This window comes from Pseudoalteromonas sp. PPB1, assembly GCF_015356275.1.
GTDB lineage: Bacteria > Pseudomonadota > Gammaproteobacteria > Enterobacterales > Alteromonadaceae > Pseudoalteromonas > Pseudoalteromonas rubra_D.
In genome coordinates this window covers 139835-156093 of the sequence record NZ_JACEQV010000010.1, presented here as the reverse complement: position 1 = coordinate 156093, position 16259 = coordinate 139835, and the positions used below count along the sequence as shown (strand labels likewise).

Below are 16259 nucleotides of genomic sequence, written 5' to 3'. Positions count from 1 at the left end.
TCGCATTTTGCTAATTTACCAAGCCAAATGGCCCTGATGGACATGCAAAACGCAAAAATGTGCAAAATGCGAAACGACAGTAGATCAGATGACATGTAAAAGTATTAGGAACACAGCGTGTAAAAACCAACCCTTTGGTACTACTTTTATATTCTAAAATTGAGGCATAAATAGGAACTAACAGTCATTTTTTGATTTGTAATTGACCAGACCGTGTAAAAGTAAGAAAATGGGACTAGTTAAAATTGATTAGGGATAACATTTTATTTACACGAATAGAGTGAAGCCCTGGAGTATATCTATGAAATTATCAGTTATCGCGCTTGGCCTGAGTGCCGCCCTAATCAGTAGCTTTGCTACAAATGCCAGTGACAATCTGATCACTAACGGTTCTTTTGAGCAATCAAACACCATCAACGGCTCCTGGAGCCTGATGCGAACCCTACCTGGCTGGAATCGCAGCTCTGCAAAATTTGAAATTCAAACTAATCGCCTTGGCCTTATCCAGGCTCAGGATGGTGAACAATACCTGGAGCTGGATTCAACCCGTAACTACAGTGCGTACCAAAGTGTTGCGACTGAAGCGGGCAAGCAGTATGTCGTGAGCTTCTACTACTCACCGCGTGTTACCAATAATGCAGACACCAACAAAGCAACCGTTTACTGGGACGACCAGGTAATCGCGGAACTAAACGGTACACAACGCGGCTGGCAACATTACACCATCACAGTGACGGCTGACAGCGCTGAAAGTACACTGAAATTCGTGGGTGCAGGTAATTCAGATTCCTACGGCGCATTACTGGACAATGTGTCTGTTACCGCAGATTGTGTAACTGGTCTGTTTGGCATCAATAACTACGGCTCTGCACAAAACGGTTTCGTCTACCACTTTGACCTGGATGCAGGTCAGTACAGCACAGTATCGGGTGTCACACACACCGCCTCGAATATCGCCAGTAAAGATGGCGTACTGTACTTCATGGAACAGACCAACAATAGCACTAAAGCGTCCACTCTGTGGGCACTGGACCTGAACGGTAATCAGCAGTACAGCGTAGCTGAGACTAAATCATGGCCTTTATATCGCTCTGCGGTCACACCTGACGGTATCTCTTTACGTAGCACCAGTAAGACGTATATGTACGATTTTGACATGACCAGCGGTGAAAAAACCGTGCTTGGTAAATTGTCTTACTCAGGCGACGATTTCAGCCATGGTGACATTGCTTACTCAGCAGACGGGAACGTGCTTTACGTCTTAACCGGCAAGGCGCTGTATACCCTTGACGAAGGTAACATGGAACTTACGAAGATTGGTGAACACGGCGTGAACTGGGCATCAGGCCTGGCAATCACAGACAGTGGCGAACTGTATGTATCTGGTCGTGAAGATGGCAGCAATGCACAAATCTGGCAGCTCAATCCAAATACCGCCGTTGCGACATTAGTGATGGAAGGTCCTGAGCACATCAATGACCTGACGTTTGTCGACAATTTCTGCCGATAACCGGCACATTTGTTCTATATGCGCAAAAACCAGCCAGACCGGCTGTTTTTTTGTATACAAAAAGCGTCTAACCCAGCTGGTAAGGCTTCCCCATCGCCACCCCACTAGGTATACTGACGCGCTTTTAATGCATAGTTAGTCAACATTGCACTAACTTGTAAATCATTTGGGGACTGGCCACCCGTTCAAAGTATGCAGAGTAATACTGTCATCAGCAGTACCTACAGCATCGATAATATTAAGGCCAACACAACACATTTGATTGAAATGGGAATAATATGAATTCATTACCTAATCGCGGTGAGTTTCTGGGTCATCCAAAAGGCCTGTTCTTACTCTTCGGCACGGAAATGTGGGAGCGCTTTGGCTACTACGGTATGCGTGCAATTCTGGTTTTATACTTGGTTGCTCAGGTACAAAATGGTGGCTTCGGCTGGACCAATGCCGATGCACTAAGCCTCTATGGTACCTTTACCATGGCGGTATATTTGACACCATTAATTGGTGGCTGGCTGGCTGATAATGTCATGGGTCAACGTAAAGCCATTATCCTGGGTGGTATCTTGATGGCCGCAGGTCACTTCACCATGGGTATACCACACAGCCTGGTTGCCGGTATGGAAGAGCAAGTTTTCTATGTCGGTCTGGCATTGCTGTGTGCTGGTAATGGTCTGTTCAAACCAAACATTTCAACTATGGTTGGTGATTTGTACCAGGAAGGTGATAAACGCCGTGACGGAGCTTTCACTATCTTCTACATGGGTATCAACTTAGGTGGCGCGCTGGGTCCAATTATCGCTGGTTATGTTGCAGCACAGATCAACTGGCAAGCAGGTTTCATCGCTGCGGGTATCGGTATGGTGATCTCCGTTGTAATGCAACTACTCCTGAGCCAGAAATATTTGGGCGACATCGGTGTGGTGCCTGCTGCCAAGCTGTCTCAGCAGCAATCTAACAGCAACACCAAAGAGCCACTAACAAGCCAGGAAAAAGACCGCATCCGTGTTATTTTCACTATGAGTGTATTTAGTATTATCTTCTGGATGGGCTTCGAGCAGGCAGGTGGTCTGATGAACCTATTTGCCGCTGACTACACAGACCGTATGCTGATGGGCTTTGAAATTCCGGCTTCCTGGTTCCAGTCTCTGAACTCTATCTTCATTATTATTTTTGCACCCCTGGTGGCAATGATTTGGCTTAAACTCGACAAACGTGAGCCTAATTCACCAGTCAAGTTCGCCATCGCTTTGGTATTCCTGGCGCTCGGCTTTTTGACCATGATGATGGCGCTTATCACTGAAGGCAGCGATCCTGGCAACTTACAGATCAGCATGATGTGGCTGGTACTTTTCTACCTGTTCCATACTTTGGGTGAACTATGCCTGTCACCAATTGGTTTATCTATGGTAAGTAAGCTTGCACCGCTACGTCTGGCATCACTATTAATGGGTTTATGGTTCCTGTGTACAGCGGTTGCAAACAAGATCGCTGGTTTCGTTGGTTCATTCATTGGTGAAGGCCAGGAAGCAATGAACAACGCCATGAGCATTTTCATCGGCCTGGGTGCGACTGCCTTGTTGTCTGCTCTGGCGATGTACCTGCTCAGTAATAAGCTGGTTGACTGGATGCATGGTGCTGAGGGAAGCACTGACGAGCCACACACTCAGGAGCATTATCTTGAGAAAGAATTAGAGATCTCGGGCGAAAGACAGTAATTTTCGTTCTGTGATTCATGTAAAAAGCCGCACTAAATTTGTGCGGCTTTTCTGTTTCTGACTCTCTTTTGTAAACTTACCGATACACCTAGGCAAAATTTACCTCTCACAGAGACCGTCCCCTTAAAAGTTCCACCATAATATCGCTGTCAGCAATGAACTAAAAAGTACTTTTTTATCATATGGATAAGTTATTTCCTTTGAAATATACTGGAGCCAAGCAATCCAATTTACAGAACAAATCGAGACTTATAATCGAAAAAATTATCCTGTTCACTCAATCCGTATAACCCTGACAATTTGTACGACAGAATTTACATTTCGCCCTCTTGCTAATTCACCCCCATAGCTTCCCCTTTTGGTCATTTTGATTAATCATCCACAGCACAAAACAAATAGCGATCCAGTGCTTTAAAGCGGGAGTATGACAATGAGTGAAGTAACAAATCCTCTAGGCCTAGTAGGCATTGAGTTTACCGAGTACGCAACACCAGATGCGGACTACATGGAAAAGATTTTTGCCGATTTTGGTTTTTCTAAACTGAAAAAGTTTAAAGACAAAGACATCCTATACTACAACCAGCATGACATTCACTTCCTGCTGAACAAAGAGCGCGGCGGTTTCTCTGCAGAGTTCGCTAAGAGCCACGGCCCAGCTATCTGCTCAATGGGCTGGCGTGTAGAAGACGCGCAAAAAGCGTTTGAAATCGCGGTAGAGCGTGGTGCAAAACCAGCGACCGATTCAACACACAAAGATCTGCCTTACCCAGCTATTTACGGTATCGGTGACAGCCTGATCTACTTCATCGACGTATTCGGTGACAAAGGCTCTATCTTTGAGCAAGACTTCGTTGAGCTGGAAGAGCAAGTCATCGTTGAAGACAAAGGCTTCCTGCGCATCGACCACCTGACTAACAACGTATACAAAGGCACCATGGAAACATGGGCAAACTTCTACAAAGACGTATTCGGCTTTACTGAAGTTCGTTACTTCGACATCAAAGGTCAGAAGACTGCTCTGTTGTCATACGCACTGAAGTCTCCATGTGGCACCTTCTCTATTCCAATTAACGAAGGTAAAGACGACAACAACAACCAGATCGACGAGTACCTGGACGAGTACAATGGCCCGGGCGTACAGCACCTGGCATTCCTGACCAATGACCTGGTTGCGTCACTGGACAAGCTTGACCAGACTAACATTGCAACATTAGATATTGTTGATCACTACTACGACACTATCTTTGACCGTGTACCTTGGGTTAAAGAAGACCGTGACAAGATCAAAGAGCACCAGATCCTGGTAGACAGCCAGAGCGAAGATTGCTACCTGCTTCAGATCTTCACTAAGAACCTGTTCGGCCCTATCTTTATCGAAATGATCCAGCGTGTAGACGACGGTGGTTTCGGTGAAGGTAACTTCCAGGCACTGTTCGAGTCTATCGAGCGTGATCAGGAACGCCGCGGCGTGATCTAATTCTCCTTTGAGAGTGGATAATTAAAAGCAGCTTGGGGCCATGCCTTCTGGCTGCTTTTGCCGTTTAATTTGTCTGAGACTCAGATGTTGCATTGAAAAACCAGAACGCTATCACCACATCTGAGAGCAGCCTCAAACTTGCAAAAAGGAAAGACCATGTCTTTTATCAACGAAACGCACGACATTAATCTTAAAAGCTGGGTTGCCAGCGCGAACCAGGCCGGTACCGACTTCCCAATTCAAAACCTGCCATTTGCTTCATTCCGCCGCAAAGACAGCGCTGAAGAGTTCCGTGGCGGTGTCGCCATTGGTGATCAGGTACTGGATCTGGCAGTGGTTGCTGGTGCAGGTATTTTCAGTGGTGAAGCACAGGATGCCGTTGAAGCAGCCAATGCACCTAAACTGAATGAGTTCATGGGTATGGGCCAGAACTACTGGTCTGCACTACGCCTGGCATTGTCTCGTGCACTTCGTGAAGGCTCAGAGCATCAGGGCGCACTAGAGGCGGCCTTGGTTGCACAATCTGACGTTGAATATGCATTACCTTGTCACATTGGCGACTACACTGATTTCTACACCTCAATCTACCACGCAACAGCGGTAGGTAGTTTGTTCCGTCCGGACAACCCTTTACTGCCTAACTACAAGTGGGTACCAATCGGTTACCACGGCCGTGCTTCTTCAATTGATGTGTCTGGTCAGAACTTCCCTCGTCCTAAAGGTCAGACAAAAGCACCTGATGCAGATACACCGTCTTTCGGCCCTTGTAAGCGTCTGGACTACGAACTGGAGCTGGGTATCTACCTGGGTAAAGGCAATGAACTGGGTGACTCTATTTCAATTGAAGATGCCGAAAGCCATGTATTTGGTTTCTGCCTGTTCAATGACTGGTCTGCTCGTGATCTTCAGGCTTGGGAATATCAGCCATTAGGTCCATTCCTGGCGAAAAACTTTGCATCAACTGTGTCACCCTGGATTGTTACTACAGAAGCCCTGGCGCCGTATCGCACCAACTGGCACCGTGATGAGCAAGATCCTCAGCCTCTGGACTATCTGGAGTCTGCACACAACCGTGAAGCTGGTGCGTTCGATATCCAAATGGACGTACTACTTGAAACAGCGAAAATGCGCGAAGCCAATGCTGCGCCTAGCAAGCTGTCAGAATCCAGCTTTAAGCACAGCTACTGGACAGTGGCGCAAATGGTGACTCACCACACAGTAAACGGCTGTAACTTCCTGCCAGGCGATATGCTGGGTTCAGGTACTCAGTCTGGTCCAGAGCACGAAGAAGCGGGTTCACTGTTAGAGCTATCACGTGGCGGTAAAGAGACCATCACCCTGGACAATGGCGAAGAGCGTAAGTTCCTGGAAGATGGTGACAAGGTCATTATGCGTGGCTGGTGTGAAGCCAACGGCTTTGCACGTATCGGTTTCGGTTCAGTCGAAGGCACTATTCTGCCAGCGAAATAATCGCAAGCGAAAAACTATTCCTATACAAAACAAAGGTGTGCTTAAGTACACCTTTTTTTTGTAAGTAAATACTGGCTTTTTGCATAAAAATTGTTAAAGTGAGTCGTTATTTTTAATTTTTACGTGTTATGTTTCGCTATATCAAACGCCTGATCACATCACTATTTCAACCTAAACAACTAATGCTGCGCCAGAACGGCCAGGTTAGTCTGATGGTTGTGCCCGGCTGGTTGCAATTTATCGCACTAGCGCTGGTTTGTAGTGCTCTTAGCTGGTTAGTTATCAGTACATCAGCGTTTTTTAAGCAGCAAGATACAGTCAATGCCTTACAATCTGAACTTAGAGCCAAAGCGCAAAGCTGGGAACAAGAAAAGCAACAACTGAGCGCAAAACTGGCGCAGCAGCACACTCAGCTGGCAACTTTAAACGAACAACACACAGTGCTCAGTGAAATTGTCAGTGCACTGCCAACCTCTATCACCGAACAAACAGACTCTCCGACTTCTTTACCAGATAGTACACCGCAGGCGGAAACACAGCCCGCGATCAGTGACAGTCATGAATTTGAGGAACAAAGTACAGAGCTGAATGATGCTCAGGCTGCATTACTTACCACCTTACAGGCCGTTATTTCGGCGCGTCACAATCAGTTGATGGCCGGGTTTAATGAAGCAGGCCTGACACTGTCAACCGAAAGCAACTCCGCTCAGGGTGGTCCATATCACCAGGTTGATGCAACGCTGCTAAATGACAGCTATACCCAGCTTATCGATGACTCGGTGCAACTCAATCAGCTGGAAAACTTACTACACTCCACGCCAAAAATGATGCCCGTAGCGCACGACAAGTATTATATTTCCAGCGCCTTTGGCTTTCGCAAAGACCCCATCACAGGCCGCCGTGCCTATCATAAAGGGGTGGATATGGCAGGCTGGCACAAAACTCAAATCATTGCTCCGGCTGATGGTGTGGTCAAAAAAGCTGGCAAAAATGGCGGTTATGGTAAGTTTATTGAGATTCAACATGCCAATGGCATAGTGACCCGCTATGGTCATTTGCACACCATCAAAGTGAAAAGAGGCCAAACGGTTAAGCAATCAGATGTAATTGCCCTGATGGGTAGCACAGGTCGTAGTACCAGTACACACTTGCATTATGAGGTGTTACAGGATAAAAAGCATATAAACCCTGTAAAACTGGCAAGAGTGCTCAAACGTGTTCAATAAAAAGAAAACTTCACTTCCTTTCTCGCTTATTTCTCCCGACACCGAAATCACAGGTAACATTCATTGCGATGGCGAAATCCAGATAGATGGTAAAGTCGTTGGCGATCTTAATGTCACCCAGCTCATTATTGGTGACTCAGGTATCGTCGAAGGTAATATTACTGCCAAGCAAGTGCAGGTGCGCGGTCAGGTACAAGGCGGTATACGTGCAGACAGTGTGACCCTGGAGCCCAGTGCCAGAGTCACGGGTGATATCGAACATGACACGCTGACAATTCAGGCCGGTGCGCATATTCAGGGTCAGCTGAATCATCGTGTTGAACCTTCTAACGTCACACCACTGGATAAAGCCAGCGAAGTGTGAGTATCAGAAAATGTTTCCAGGTAACATTTAATAACACAAAAACATCAACTTAACCTTCCTATATCGTATCCAATAGTGATACATTTCACGCATATGACAAAACAACGAGCTTTCACAGCTCGTTTTTTATTCCTCACTTAACGTTTAAAAGGATATATAGTGAACAAGCATATACTAGGCCTGCTACTGGCAACGGCATCTTTGAGTTCTCAGGCTGCAGAGCTGAGCAAAAGCTACCTGGAAGTAGGTTATGGTGAGACCAGCCTGGATGGCGCACCGAATTCAGTTGATCCTCAGGGGTTTATCATTGCTGGTAGTTATGAATTTGCCAACGGTATCTTTATGGGACTCAAAATCGATCAGCATTCAGACAGTCTGGCATTCTTCGACAAGCTTTTAGATGACGACTATGACGTTGACGAAACGACATTTAATCTGGGCTACATTCTGCGTTCAACGGACAATGGACGCCTGGCAGTTGGCGCTCAGGTTGGTGAGTTTGAAGTATCCACTAATCGCTCTAACTCAGTTGTAGATACCCGCCGTATTTATGGTGAGTACGAGCATTCATTCGGCAAACGCGTGGATGGATTTGCGCAGCTCGGGTATGAAATGATGGACTTTCCAAGCCCCATTGAAAACGAAAACGGCGTCTATTTAAATGCAGGTATTCGTTTTAGCTTCACTGACCATTCAAGTGTTATCCTTGAGTACACCAATGGTGTGGATTACACCCAATCAGAAGTGAAGTACCGCTACACTTTCTGATTAAAACAGGCCCGCTAATCGCGGGCCTGTTTTACTTTTTCGCCGAAATATACATAGTGACATCGGCATGAAAAACCTTAACCCCTTCACTATTGAATACCTCAACCGGAACGATTAGCTCCTCTTTATCCTGCCATTGGCGTGGTAGCGAAATCGTCGCTTCTGCACGCAGGTCTGTTTCGGCTTTTTTCAGGTATTGCACCGTCATCCCTTTAGGGATCCAGCGATGTGTTTTGTACGGAATGCTGGCATCAGTCACCACACCAGCACATAACTCTGCAAGGTTACACTGCGCAATCGCATGGACTGTACCAATGTGATTGTGGACCGCCTTTCGGTTAGGCATCTGCGCCGTGATCCGTCCTTCACTGAGGTGAGTAATCTTAGGCTTGATGGTGCCAAAATAAGGCGCTCGTTTGCAGACCGCCTTGCTGAATAGCCAGTTGCCAAAGGGCAACCATTTAAACTTCTTGTAGGTTTTTAATAAGGGTGTTGCCATAACGCTTAACCTGTTGAATAAAATAACACCCAACCCTAACACATCTGACCAGTTTAACCAATGATGAAAAAAGTTATAAAGCAACCACTTATTCCTGAGGTGGATATGATTAGTTCCCAAATGTGTTACGATTGCGCCGATTAATAGACTTATATAATGACAAATCAAAGGACAAATACATGAACAAGCTCGCTTTACTATGCGCACTGTGCTCACCATTAACAATTGCCGGACCAATTACTCAAATTGAGATAGAAAACAACATCGTTTTATTCTCAACCAGCTCCATGGCACCCAGCACAGTTGCATGTGTAGCAGAGAACAAGAACCAGTTACGCTCGGTCAGTCTGGACAGTCACTCAGGCCGTGCCATGTATTCTTTGCTTATTACTGCTGTAGCAAAACAACAAGCTGTGGCTGTCACGTCGGCTCAGGACTGTGCGGATCTGGCTGGGGTAGAGCGAGTACAAAGTCTTCGTCTGGCGCCCAATACTAACGCCGGTAACTCAAATGCCCGCTCAATTGGGTTGTACGCGAGCGACGGCATTACTCGCATTGGCACATTGGTGGATACCGCGCACTATAAAAATAGTGCCTACGATAGCGGTCAGTATCGTTGGACTTACATCGATGATGAAGGTGGCGTCGACTATAAAACCTTAAATATCCACTATAACAACGCAGAGATCCAACACGAATATAGCGGTTGCCGAGGCAGACAAGGGTTGTCTACACATGGTGTTCCTGTTTATCACCATGGTAACTACATTATGGGTGATAAAAATGCACCTTTTACCAGCTCAGCGGATAGAAACGCCCAAAACTACAGCTGCTTCAATCGCCAAAACAAAACCAGTTACGAGATCATTGAAACTGAACACCCAATCTGCGGCGCAGGATTGTGTCTGGTCAAAGAAGACTGAACTGTCATTCTGATAAGGATAACACAATGAAAATCTTACGACTTTGCTCAGCGTTGCTGATGTTGGCTTGTGGCTCAGTGATGGCAAAGACCAACATTCTGAACATAGAAGTCCAGGCAACTCGGGTGTTAGTAACCCTGAGTGCCACATCAAGCCAAACGGGTTGTCAGGTTAATCTAAGCGACAATGCCCAGCTTTGGTGGCTTGACCCAACGAGTGCCAGCGATCATGCACTCTATACCCTACTCCTCTCTGCCTACACCAGCAACAAAGAAGTAGAAGTCGATGGGTCGCAAACCTGCCAGAGTTACCCGGCTGCAAGGCGGCTGAGCAAGGTAAGGTTAAGGAATTAAAATGTCAATATACAGACTGCTTACTTTGCTGATACTATTTGGCGGCGCGATGATTTTACCCACACAGGTGAAATCCGAAGGCTGGCTGCCACAGCAAACCAGTGAACTTATTTCGCAACACCCAGCAAAAACACTTGCCGGTACAATGAGCTGGTTATCTACACCTGCGCATATTACAACACATCGACAACTCACTCTGTCATGGCAACCATTTGTAGAAGCCACTTACCATGAGCTTTGGCATAATGGCACCGCTCGACAAGTCCGTGAGAATAGCCTCGACCTGTACTTTACAGAGCCGGGCAAACATCAGCTTAAAGTCAGAGCCTGCGACGGTGTGCAGTGTAGCCAGTTCTCCGAGACTCTCACTCTTGATGTAGTGCGCCGCTTTGACTTTGACTTTGGTACTAACAATGACGTACTGACAGCAAACCAATCTGGGCAAATCTGGATAGCCCCCCTGACTGATGCGCCAACAGATTCCGTTATGGCCAGTTTAGATGGTCAAACCTGGCACCCTCTTACGCTGGTAAACGGACAATATGTCTTTTCTATTGAAGCCAAACCCGCTGGTGCGTATACACTTCACCTTAAAGTAAACCAAGAACGTATCGAGCCTGTCGACTTCAGGGTATATGCTCAGCCGTTACACGCACCGCAGGGCATAGCTATCGGGCTACCTGACACACTAGATTTCCATCAGCAGCAGGCTATTGAAGTCGACACCCAGCAAACGCTCGTGTTGCACTGGCAAGCCTCCGAGGAAGTTGCACCGCCACTTGTGGGCTATTATAAATTGTTTATCAATGGCAACCGCGATGGCACCATATATCGTTCTCTTACCCATTTGAACCGTAAATATGGTGAGGGTGCCTTTCATACTGAACTACATCACCTTGGCACAGGCGCTCATCAGATAACGATTCAAGGGTGTAACAAGCTGGCTGGTACAGAGTATTGCGGACCCCATAGCCAAACTGTGTATGCCTTTGTCGGTGTGCCGCCTACCCCGTATGTCAGACCAGTTAAAGTAGTGGATGATTTCCATGTCTCCGCAGACGTGCTCGAGCCACGCCCCACCGACATATTGAATGTTCAGACCGGTGAGGAAGTGCTCTTTCACTGGCAACCTTCAGACGAGGTCGTTGCCGCACCAAATGGTTACTACTTGCTTGAGCTCAATGATCAATGGCTTGGCTCCATTTATGGTGTCGTACCTTTTCTGCGTCGCCAGTATAATGACGGTAACTTCCACGTCAGAGCGAAGATAACCCAAACAGGATTACTCAATGCCACTGTGCGGGCGTGTAACCGAGTTGCGCCTGGTATGGACCGCAGCCTAAGCTGCGGCCCCAAGAGCTCTGTTGCGAGAATTCTCTCAGTGCCAGCCAAGCCTGATTACCAGTTAAAGTTCAGTCATGTGAATAATGGAGTGATCACAAGGGAGCATCCATTGACACTGGAAGCCAGCACACTGAGTAGTCCATATATTGACTCCCTGAAAGTCAAAGTTAATCAGGAAGAATGGCGCACCGTGCCAGGCAGTCAACATTATCATTATGACTTTGGCATCCTCGACCCCGGCACTTATCACATTACAGTTAAAGTGAATGATTACTTCACCGAAACATTTAACATCGAAGTGGTCAATTCAATTAACACGGTTCGGGTTGGGCAACTGAGTGTAAACAAAACGAATATAGGATATGGCGATGAGGTTTTGATCAGTTGGCAAAAACCAGCCCAGTTTAATGAGCCAGTGCTTTATCGCATTGCTATAGAAAAACCCAGTGCAAAGGCTGGTGAACCCACAGAGCGTTTTATCTGGCAAAATGGTGTGACCGAAACCAGTATTCGCCGTGGACCGATATTCAGAAGAGGCACAACTTTCGTCGAAGTTTCTCCCTGTTTAAGTAACGGAGAATGTGGAATTCCAAGCCGAGTACACTATCGATTGCAAGGCAACACACTGCCAACGCCGAACTTTACTCTCCTATCTGATGAGGTAGCACGCTTTTCTGCGCCACAATTTAACTGGCACATGCCTGATAACTTCTCTGAAGATGTCTCTGCTACCTTCTTTTTGCGCTCATCGGGCAGTGCAACACTTAGCCAGTACGTTGAGGGTACCCCTTTAACACAAACTGGTGAGTACTATTTCTATATTGAGATCTGTGACAACAAACACCCGGAGATCTGCAATGATAAACAACTTACCGAGCTTGCGGTTAATGTTGTCAAGGCAACGCTTGAAGTCACGCGCACAGACGAGATTTTAACCTGGCGCAAACTACAAAACGCCCAGAGTTATCAGTTGCAAAATACCCTGTGCATCAAAGATTGTCTGCGTGCTGGCAACTACCAATGGCAAACTGACGCTGAGTTAGGTGCCGATACAACTACATATCAACTGGTTAATAGCCAAAATCGTGCATACAGGATGCGTGCTTGTTTCTTTGCTGGGCAGTGTAGTAACTGGGTCTATATCGCTCCAACGCTAATCAAGTTGAAAGCGCCTGAACTGAGGGTAAATAACTAGCACCTATTAAAAAACGAGGCCAAGCTTAAGTTTGGCCTCGTTTTTTAGTTATTGCCAGTTAAACCTAACTGTCCTTAATCAAACAATATGGCGCCGCTAAACTAGCACCACTTAACCCTTAATTTCTGACAGGACTAACAAATTTAGGGGCTCCCAGCTTCTGTACTTGTACAGGCACCAGATAGGGCCATGCACTTCCCTGGCTGCTACAAATGAACTCAATCCCTTCATTGCGTGCTTTAACCGCAACAAATTCACCTGCACCGCGTCCAACAAAAAGTAACTCTTCATATCGACACTCCGTGCCTTGTGGGATCTGCCAGCGGATATCAGCAGCCTGGCCAATGTGAACGACCAATGGGAAGAAGAAATATTGCTCTGAATTATCCTCTCCCTTCAGTAGATCAGCCTGCAAATCAATACTCTGTGTCGAACCTATGGTTTTTAGCTGTAAAGTTGGTCGCTGAGAACGCGGATCCAAGTGACAAGTCACCAGCATATTACTCTGCTGCTTTTTCGCGTTATTAAATTGCTGATGATCTGAGTTACTTAGCTGCCACTGATCGCGGCTATTCTTACTCACAAACCAATATGCCGCTGAGTTATGTGACTGACTGGCATACGGAATGAGCACTTTACCTGGCAGAATTTTACTACTGGTATAGGCCAATTGACGGCGCAGATAGTAGCCATCATTCGTAGCAAAAACATTCAGTCCTTTGGTACTGTCCAGACAAGCCTGTGAACTAAAACGGGAGATCTGATTGGTCGCCTGAGACACTTCATAACAGCTTGTCTTATCACACGCCCTTACCCGAAATTTGATCTTTCCTTCAGGAACTGGCTGCATCAAATAGCTCGGTTCTGTGCTATTGGCAAGCACCACCCAGTTTGAATAGTTGAGGCTAAAATCAATTTGATAATACACATCCTGTGTATCAGTGCCCACACTTTGCCAGCTTAGTTGCACGCCCTGTGCGCCCTTATCTACTGCACTCAAATTTTCTGGTGCAGGCAGCCCACCGACCTCATTAGAAGCAGGTGAAAACCGACTACAGGTAAGCTCATCAGTACATGCTTTTACCTTATATCGGGTCGTTGCCACTTTTGCCTGCTGAAGCTGGATCCTCGGCTGCACAGTGGCACTCACCATCTGGTATTCCTCACCATTTAAGCTCTCATATACCCGATATTGTGTTGCTGGTGCACTACTTCTTGGTTGCCAGGCTACGTTGACCTCTTCTCCTTGCTTAGTGGCTACTACGCTTTGCGGACCGGCCTCTGGGATTGCGACTTTGAGCGGCGCAGATTTTACGTAGCCAGTACAGGCACCTGACGCACATGCCTGTACCCTGAAGTAATAAACCCCATTGGTGTAACCACCCAGTTCTATATCCTGCTCAGTGCCCTCATAGACAGTTTGCCAGCTAACGCCGCCATTATTACTTTGCTGTAATACAAAGCGCTCAGCCTGAGCATCTATCTGCCAGCCAAGCCGGACCGTGTCGCTTTCACTGACAGGCGGTAGCCAGAGACTGCCACTCTGATATGGCGGGTCATCATTCAGCACGTACTCCACCAGGCTGGGCATCTGCAAACTCACAGCCAGCACAGGCCCTGAGGCCAGCATCAGACCGGCACAAGACATCATTGACCGGTATTTAAAATACCTAGACATAACAGCAGCCTCTGTTACTTAGTATCGTAGAAACCAGGAACATCACTTTGCAACTGTAGGAACGACAATTCCCTGGCAGAAGCAATTGCCCTGTCTGCCAACACCATATAACGGACCGGTAGGTTGTTTGCACGTGCCATAAAAGCAACCGACAGCATGGCATCAAATACTTCAGGGTTTTCGCGGGCTTTGAGGTAGACATATCGCCCCGATCCCATGCCACAGGTCATCAAATTACCACTGGCATCTTTAAAGCTGATCAGCAAAGTTTTGCTTAACCCGGGTATATCAACCCGAGTGCCCTCGATAGCAATGGTATCAACATAGGCACCATTACACTCCTGTGTGGTACTTGCCTGACCCGTGAAAGCAACCCCGAGTAACGCCATCAAGCCAAAACGCATGAGCCCTTTTTTCATTATAATAATCCTATAAATTTAAATACCAGCGATACATCGCCGATTAACTATTATTCTCTTTTTGTCCCTCAAACCGTAGACGACCATACCTAAAACCCGTTAGGATCAGAAAAACAGTTTGAGGTGCCCTATGAAAAATCTTTTTTTATTACCACTGGCATTCGCCAGCACATTTAGTTTTGCTAACAGCCAGGCTTATTTAATCACCGAGTTTCAGGTAATTAATAACCTGGTCACATTTAAGACTCAGCCACAAAAAGCAACCAACACGCCTTCTTGTGTTGATGCAAATAACAAAGATAGCTGGGCCATTTCACTAAATGACCATGGCAGTAATAACTTATACAGCCTGTTGCTTGGTGCTTTTGACAGCCAAACACCAGTTTATTTAACCAGTACCGAACAATGTATACCTGAAAGCGGCATTGAGAAACTGGCTGCAGTGTCAATTAACTAATATAAACGTGCGTTATTTAATAACGCATGGTTTATCTCCACACATCGGGTGCGTTGTTTCTGACAATTTAGTGTAACTAGCATCCTTTTCATAAGACACGCCATTCTCAACACAGCTGCCATCCTCAAGATGTGCATACACTTTATTACCACCATATATATTAAGCCGATTGCTCGTCTCCCAGGATGGGGAAGCGAGCAAAAACGCATTTAATATTGTTGAGTAGGTGGGGCCCTGATTATGGCTGTCACTCCAGGTACCTGAAAGCCCATAGGGCTGCCCCTGGCATTGCGCATCCAGATAATACATAGGCGAGTTAGAGTTTCTCCGGGCAAAATGTGCATACCAATTGTTGGCTTTATCGTGATACATCACATAACCACTCGCCACAGTGATGACATCTCCAACTTTGGTCACCCCATCTCCTTTATAAAGCGCCACGGTGCTGCTACCAGCAGGCTGCGCATCATTGAATGACACGTTGAGTCCGGCAACTTGCTCAATACCCGCCAGAACATCACAGTTGTTGGCCGACTGTGCGACAACCAGCTGGGATTTAGACACCGCCGTCAGCAACAGGCTATACAGTGCACGCCCCTGAATAGAAGTAATATCCAGAGACCAAAGTTGACGTGTATCGCCATTGATACAGGCAGGTAATGTATGGGTTTTCTCAGCATTCAGGGTAAATGTTGCTGTGGTACCCTGTACATTCAGTGACGTTACTTTCGCCGGGGCCTGAGCCAAAGTGGTTGCACTTGTCAGCGACAGCGCTACACTCATTAAAATAGTCAGTTTTTTCTTCGTCATCGTTATTCAAACCTTTGTTAGTAAAGGCCGCGGTTCAGCACCGCAGCCTGT

15 protein-coding genes are annotated in these 16259 nt (G+C 46.6%); 11 read left to right on the top strand and 4 right to left on the bottom strand.

What is annotated here, in order from left to right:
* The first annotated feature begins 301 nt into the window (after positions 1–301).
* From IY568_RS12200 to IY568_RS12170, 7 genes are all read left to right on the top strand, one after another.
* Positions 302–1510 carry a DUF642 domain-containing protein gene (locus IY568_RS12200; protein WP_138539365.1) on the top strand — a complete coding sequence of 403 codons (1209 nt, stop codon included), beginning with the start codon at positions 302–304 and terminating at the stop codon, positions 1508–1510.
* A 278-nt stretch (positions 1511–1788) separates the two neighbouring features.
* On the top strand, positions 1789–3225 hold the full coding sequence (locus IY568_RS12195) for a peptide MFS transporter (RefSeq protein WP_138539366.1): 1437 nt from the start codon (positions 1789–1791) through the stop codon (positions 3223–3225).
* A gap of 430 nt (positions 3226–3655) precedes the next feature.
* Positions 3656–4702, top strand: coding sequence for a 4-hydroxyphenylpyruvate dioxygenase (hppD, locus tag IY568_RS12190; protein WP_010385091.1), 1047 nt, complete (start codon positions 3656–3658; stop codon positions 4700–4702).
* Positions 4703–4858: 156 nt separating this feature from the next.
* The gene (gene fahA / locus IY568_RS12185) at positions 4859–6172 is read left to right on the top strand and encodes a fumarylacetoacetase (protein WP_194867685.1); all 1314 of its coding nucleotides are present in this window, start codon (positions 4859–4861) and stop codon (positions 6170–6172) included.
* Between the two features lie 128 nt (positions 6173–6300).
* A complete protein-coding gene (locus IY568_RS12180; protein WP_194867684.1) occupies positions 6301–7398 on the top strand; it encodes a M23 family metallopeptidase in 1098 nt (365 codons plus the stop codon).
* Positions 7388–7762, top strand: coding sequence for a bactofilin family protein (locus tag IY568_RS12175; RefSeq protein ID WP_194867683.1), 375 nt, complete (start codon positions 7388–7390; stop codon positions 7760–7762). The genes IY568_RS12180 and IY568_RS12175 overlap by 11 nt, the downstream gene beginning before the upstream one ends.
* A 159-nt stretch (positions 7763–7921) precedes the next feature.
* Positions 7922–8530: an outer membrane beta-barrel protein gene (locus IY568_RS12170; RefSeq protein WP_164517587.1), complete on the top strand. Its 609-nt coding sequence runs from the start codon at positions 7922–7924 to the stop codon at positions 8528–8530.
* Positions 8531–8561: 31 nt separating this feature from the next.
* Here the strand turns inward: IY568_RS12170 and IY568_RS12165 are convergent, their stop codons facing one another.
* Entirely contained in the window at positions 8562–9029 is a 468-nt protein-coding gene (locus IY568_RS12165; protein WP_138539371.1) for a hotdog fold domain-containing protein, read from the bottom strand.
* Between the two features lie 179 nt (positions 9030–9208).
* Between IY568_RS12165 and IY568_RS12160 the strand changes: the two genes are divergently transcribed.
* Genes IY568_RS12160 through IY568_RS12150 form a run of 3 tightly spaced genes read left to right on the top strand, consistent with a single transcriptional unit; the run spans position 9209 to position 12844 of the window.
* Positions 9209–9952, top strand: a complete 744-nt coding sequence (locus tag IY568_RS12160) for a hypothetical protein (RefSeq protein ID WP_194867682.1) — start codon at positions 9209–9211, stop codon at positions 9950–9952.
* 26 nt (positions 9953–9978) lie between these two features.
* Positions 9979–10305: a hypothetical protein gene (locus tag IY568_RS12155; protein WP_125562401.1), complete on the top strand. Its 327-nt coding sequence runs from the start codon at positions 9979–9981 to the stop codon at positions 10303–10305.
* A gap of 1 nt (position 10306) precedes the next feature.
* A complete protein-coding gene (locus IY568_RS12150) occupies positions 10307–12844 on the top strand; it encodes a hypothetical protein (protein ID WP_194867681.1) in 2538 nt (845 codons plus the stop codon).
* Between the two features lie 118 nt (positions 12845–12962).
* Here IY568_RS12150 and IY568_RS12145 read toward each other — a convergent pair whose 3' ends face one another.
* Both IY568_RS12145 and IY568_RS12140 read right to left on the bottom strand, forming a co-directional pair.
* A complete protein-coding gene (locus IY568_RS12145) occupies positions 12963–14522 on the bottom strand; it encodes a fibronectin type III domain-containing protein (RefSeq protein ID WP_194867680.1) in 1560 nt (519 codons plus the stop codon).
* A gap of 14 nt (positions 14523–14536) precedes the next feature.
* Positions 14537–14941, bottom strand: a complete 405-nt coding sequence (locus IY568_RS12140) for a hypothetical protein (protein ID WP_194867679.1) — start codon at positions 14939–14941, stop codon at positions 14537–14539.
* A gap of 130 nt (positions 14942–15071) precedes the next feature.
* Between IY568_RS12140 and IY568_RS12135 the strand changes: the two genes are divergently transcribed.
* Entirely contained in the window at positions 15072–15398 is a 327-nt protein-coding gene (locus IY568_RS12135) for a hypothetical protein (RefSeq protein ID WP_125562392.1), read from the top strand.
* 12 nt (positions 15399–15410) lie between these two features.
* On the opposite strand, the gene IY568_RS12130 is transcribed toward IY568_RS12135, so the two are convergent.
* The gene (locus tag IY568_RS12130) at positions 15411–16208 is read right to left on the bottom strand and encodes a hypothetical protein (RefSeq protein WP_194867678.1); all 798 of its coding nucleotides are present in this window, start codon (positions 16206–16208) and stop codon (positions 15411–15413) included.
* Between the last annotated feature and the right edge of the window lie 51 nt (positions 16209–16259).

Bases quoted from the DNA above. Each gene is read 5' to 3' on its own strand.
- IY568_RS12145 (WP_194867680.1), bottom strand. From the start codon at position 14,522: ATGTCTAGGTATTTTAAATACCGGTCAATGATGTCTTGTGCCGGTCTG.
- fahA (WP_194867685.1), top strand. From the start codon at position 4,859: ATGTCTTTTATCAACGAAACGCACGACATTAATCTTAAAAGCTGGGTT.
- IY568_RS12200 (WP_138539365.1), top strand. From the start codon at position 302: ATGAAATTATCAGTTATCGCGCTTGGCCTGAGTGCCGCCCTAATCAGT.
- IY568_RS12195 (WP_138539366.1), top strand. From the start codon at position 1,789: ATGAATTCATTACCTAATCGCGGTGAGTTTCTGGGTCATCCAAAAGGC.
- IY568_RS12150 (WP_194867681.1), top strand. From the start codon at position 10,307: ATGTCAATATACAGACTGCTTACTTTGCTGATACTATTTGGCGGCGCG.
- IY568_RS12160 (WP_194867682.1), top strand. From the start codon at position 9,209: ATGAACAAGCTCGCTTTACTATGCGCACTGTGCTCACCATTAACAATT.
- IY568_RS12155 (WP_125562401.1), top strand. From the start codon at position 9,979: ATGAAAATCTTACGACTTTGCTCAGCGTTGCTGATGTTGGCTTGTGGC.
- hppD (WP_010385091.1), top strand. From the start codon at position 3,656: ATGAGTGAAGTAACAAATCCTCTAGGCCTAGTAGGCATTGAGTTTACC.
- IY568_RS12180 (WP_194867684.1), top strand. From the start codon at position 6,301: ATGTTTCGCTATATCAAACGCCTGATCACATCACTATTTCAACCTAAA.
- IY568_RS12140 (WP_194867679.1), bottom strand. From the start codon at position 14,941: ATGAAAAAAGGGCTCATGCGTTTTGGCTTGATGGCGTTACTCGGGGTT.
- IY568_RS12135 (WP_125562392.1), top strand. From the start codon at position 15,072: ATGAAAAATCTTTTTTTATTACCACTGGCATTCGCCAGCACATTTAGT.
- IY568_RS12165 (WP_138539371.1), bottom strand. From the start codon at position 9,029: ATGGCAACACCCTTATTAAAAACCTACAAGAAGTTTAAATGGTTGCCC.
- IY568_RS12130 (WP_194867678.1), bottom strand. From the start codon at position 16,208: ATGACGAAGAAAAAACTGACTATTTTAATGAGTGTAGCGCTGTCGCTG.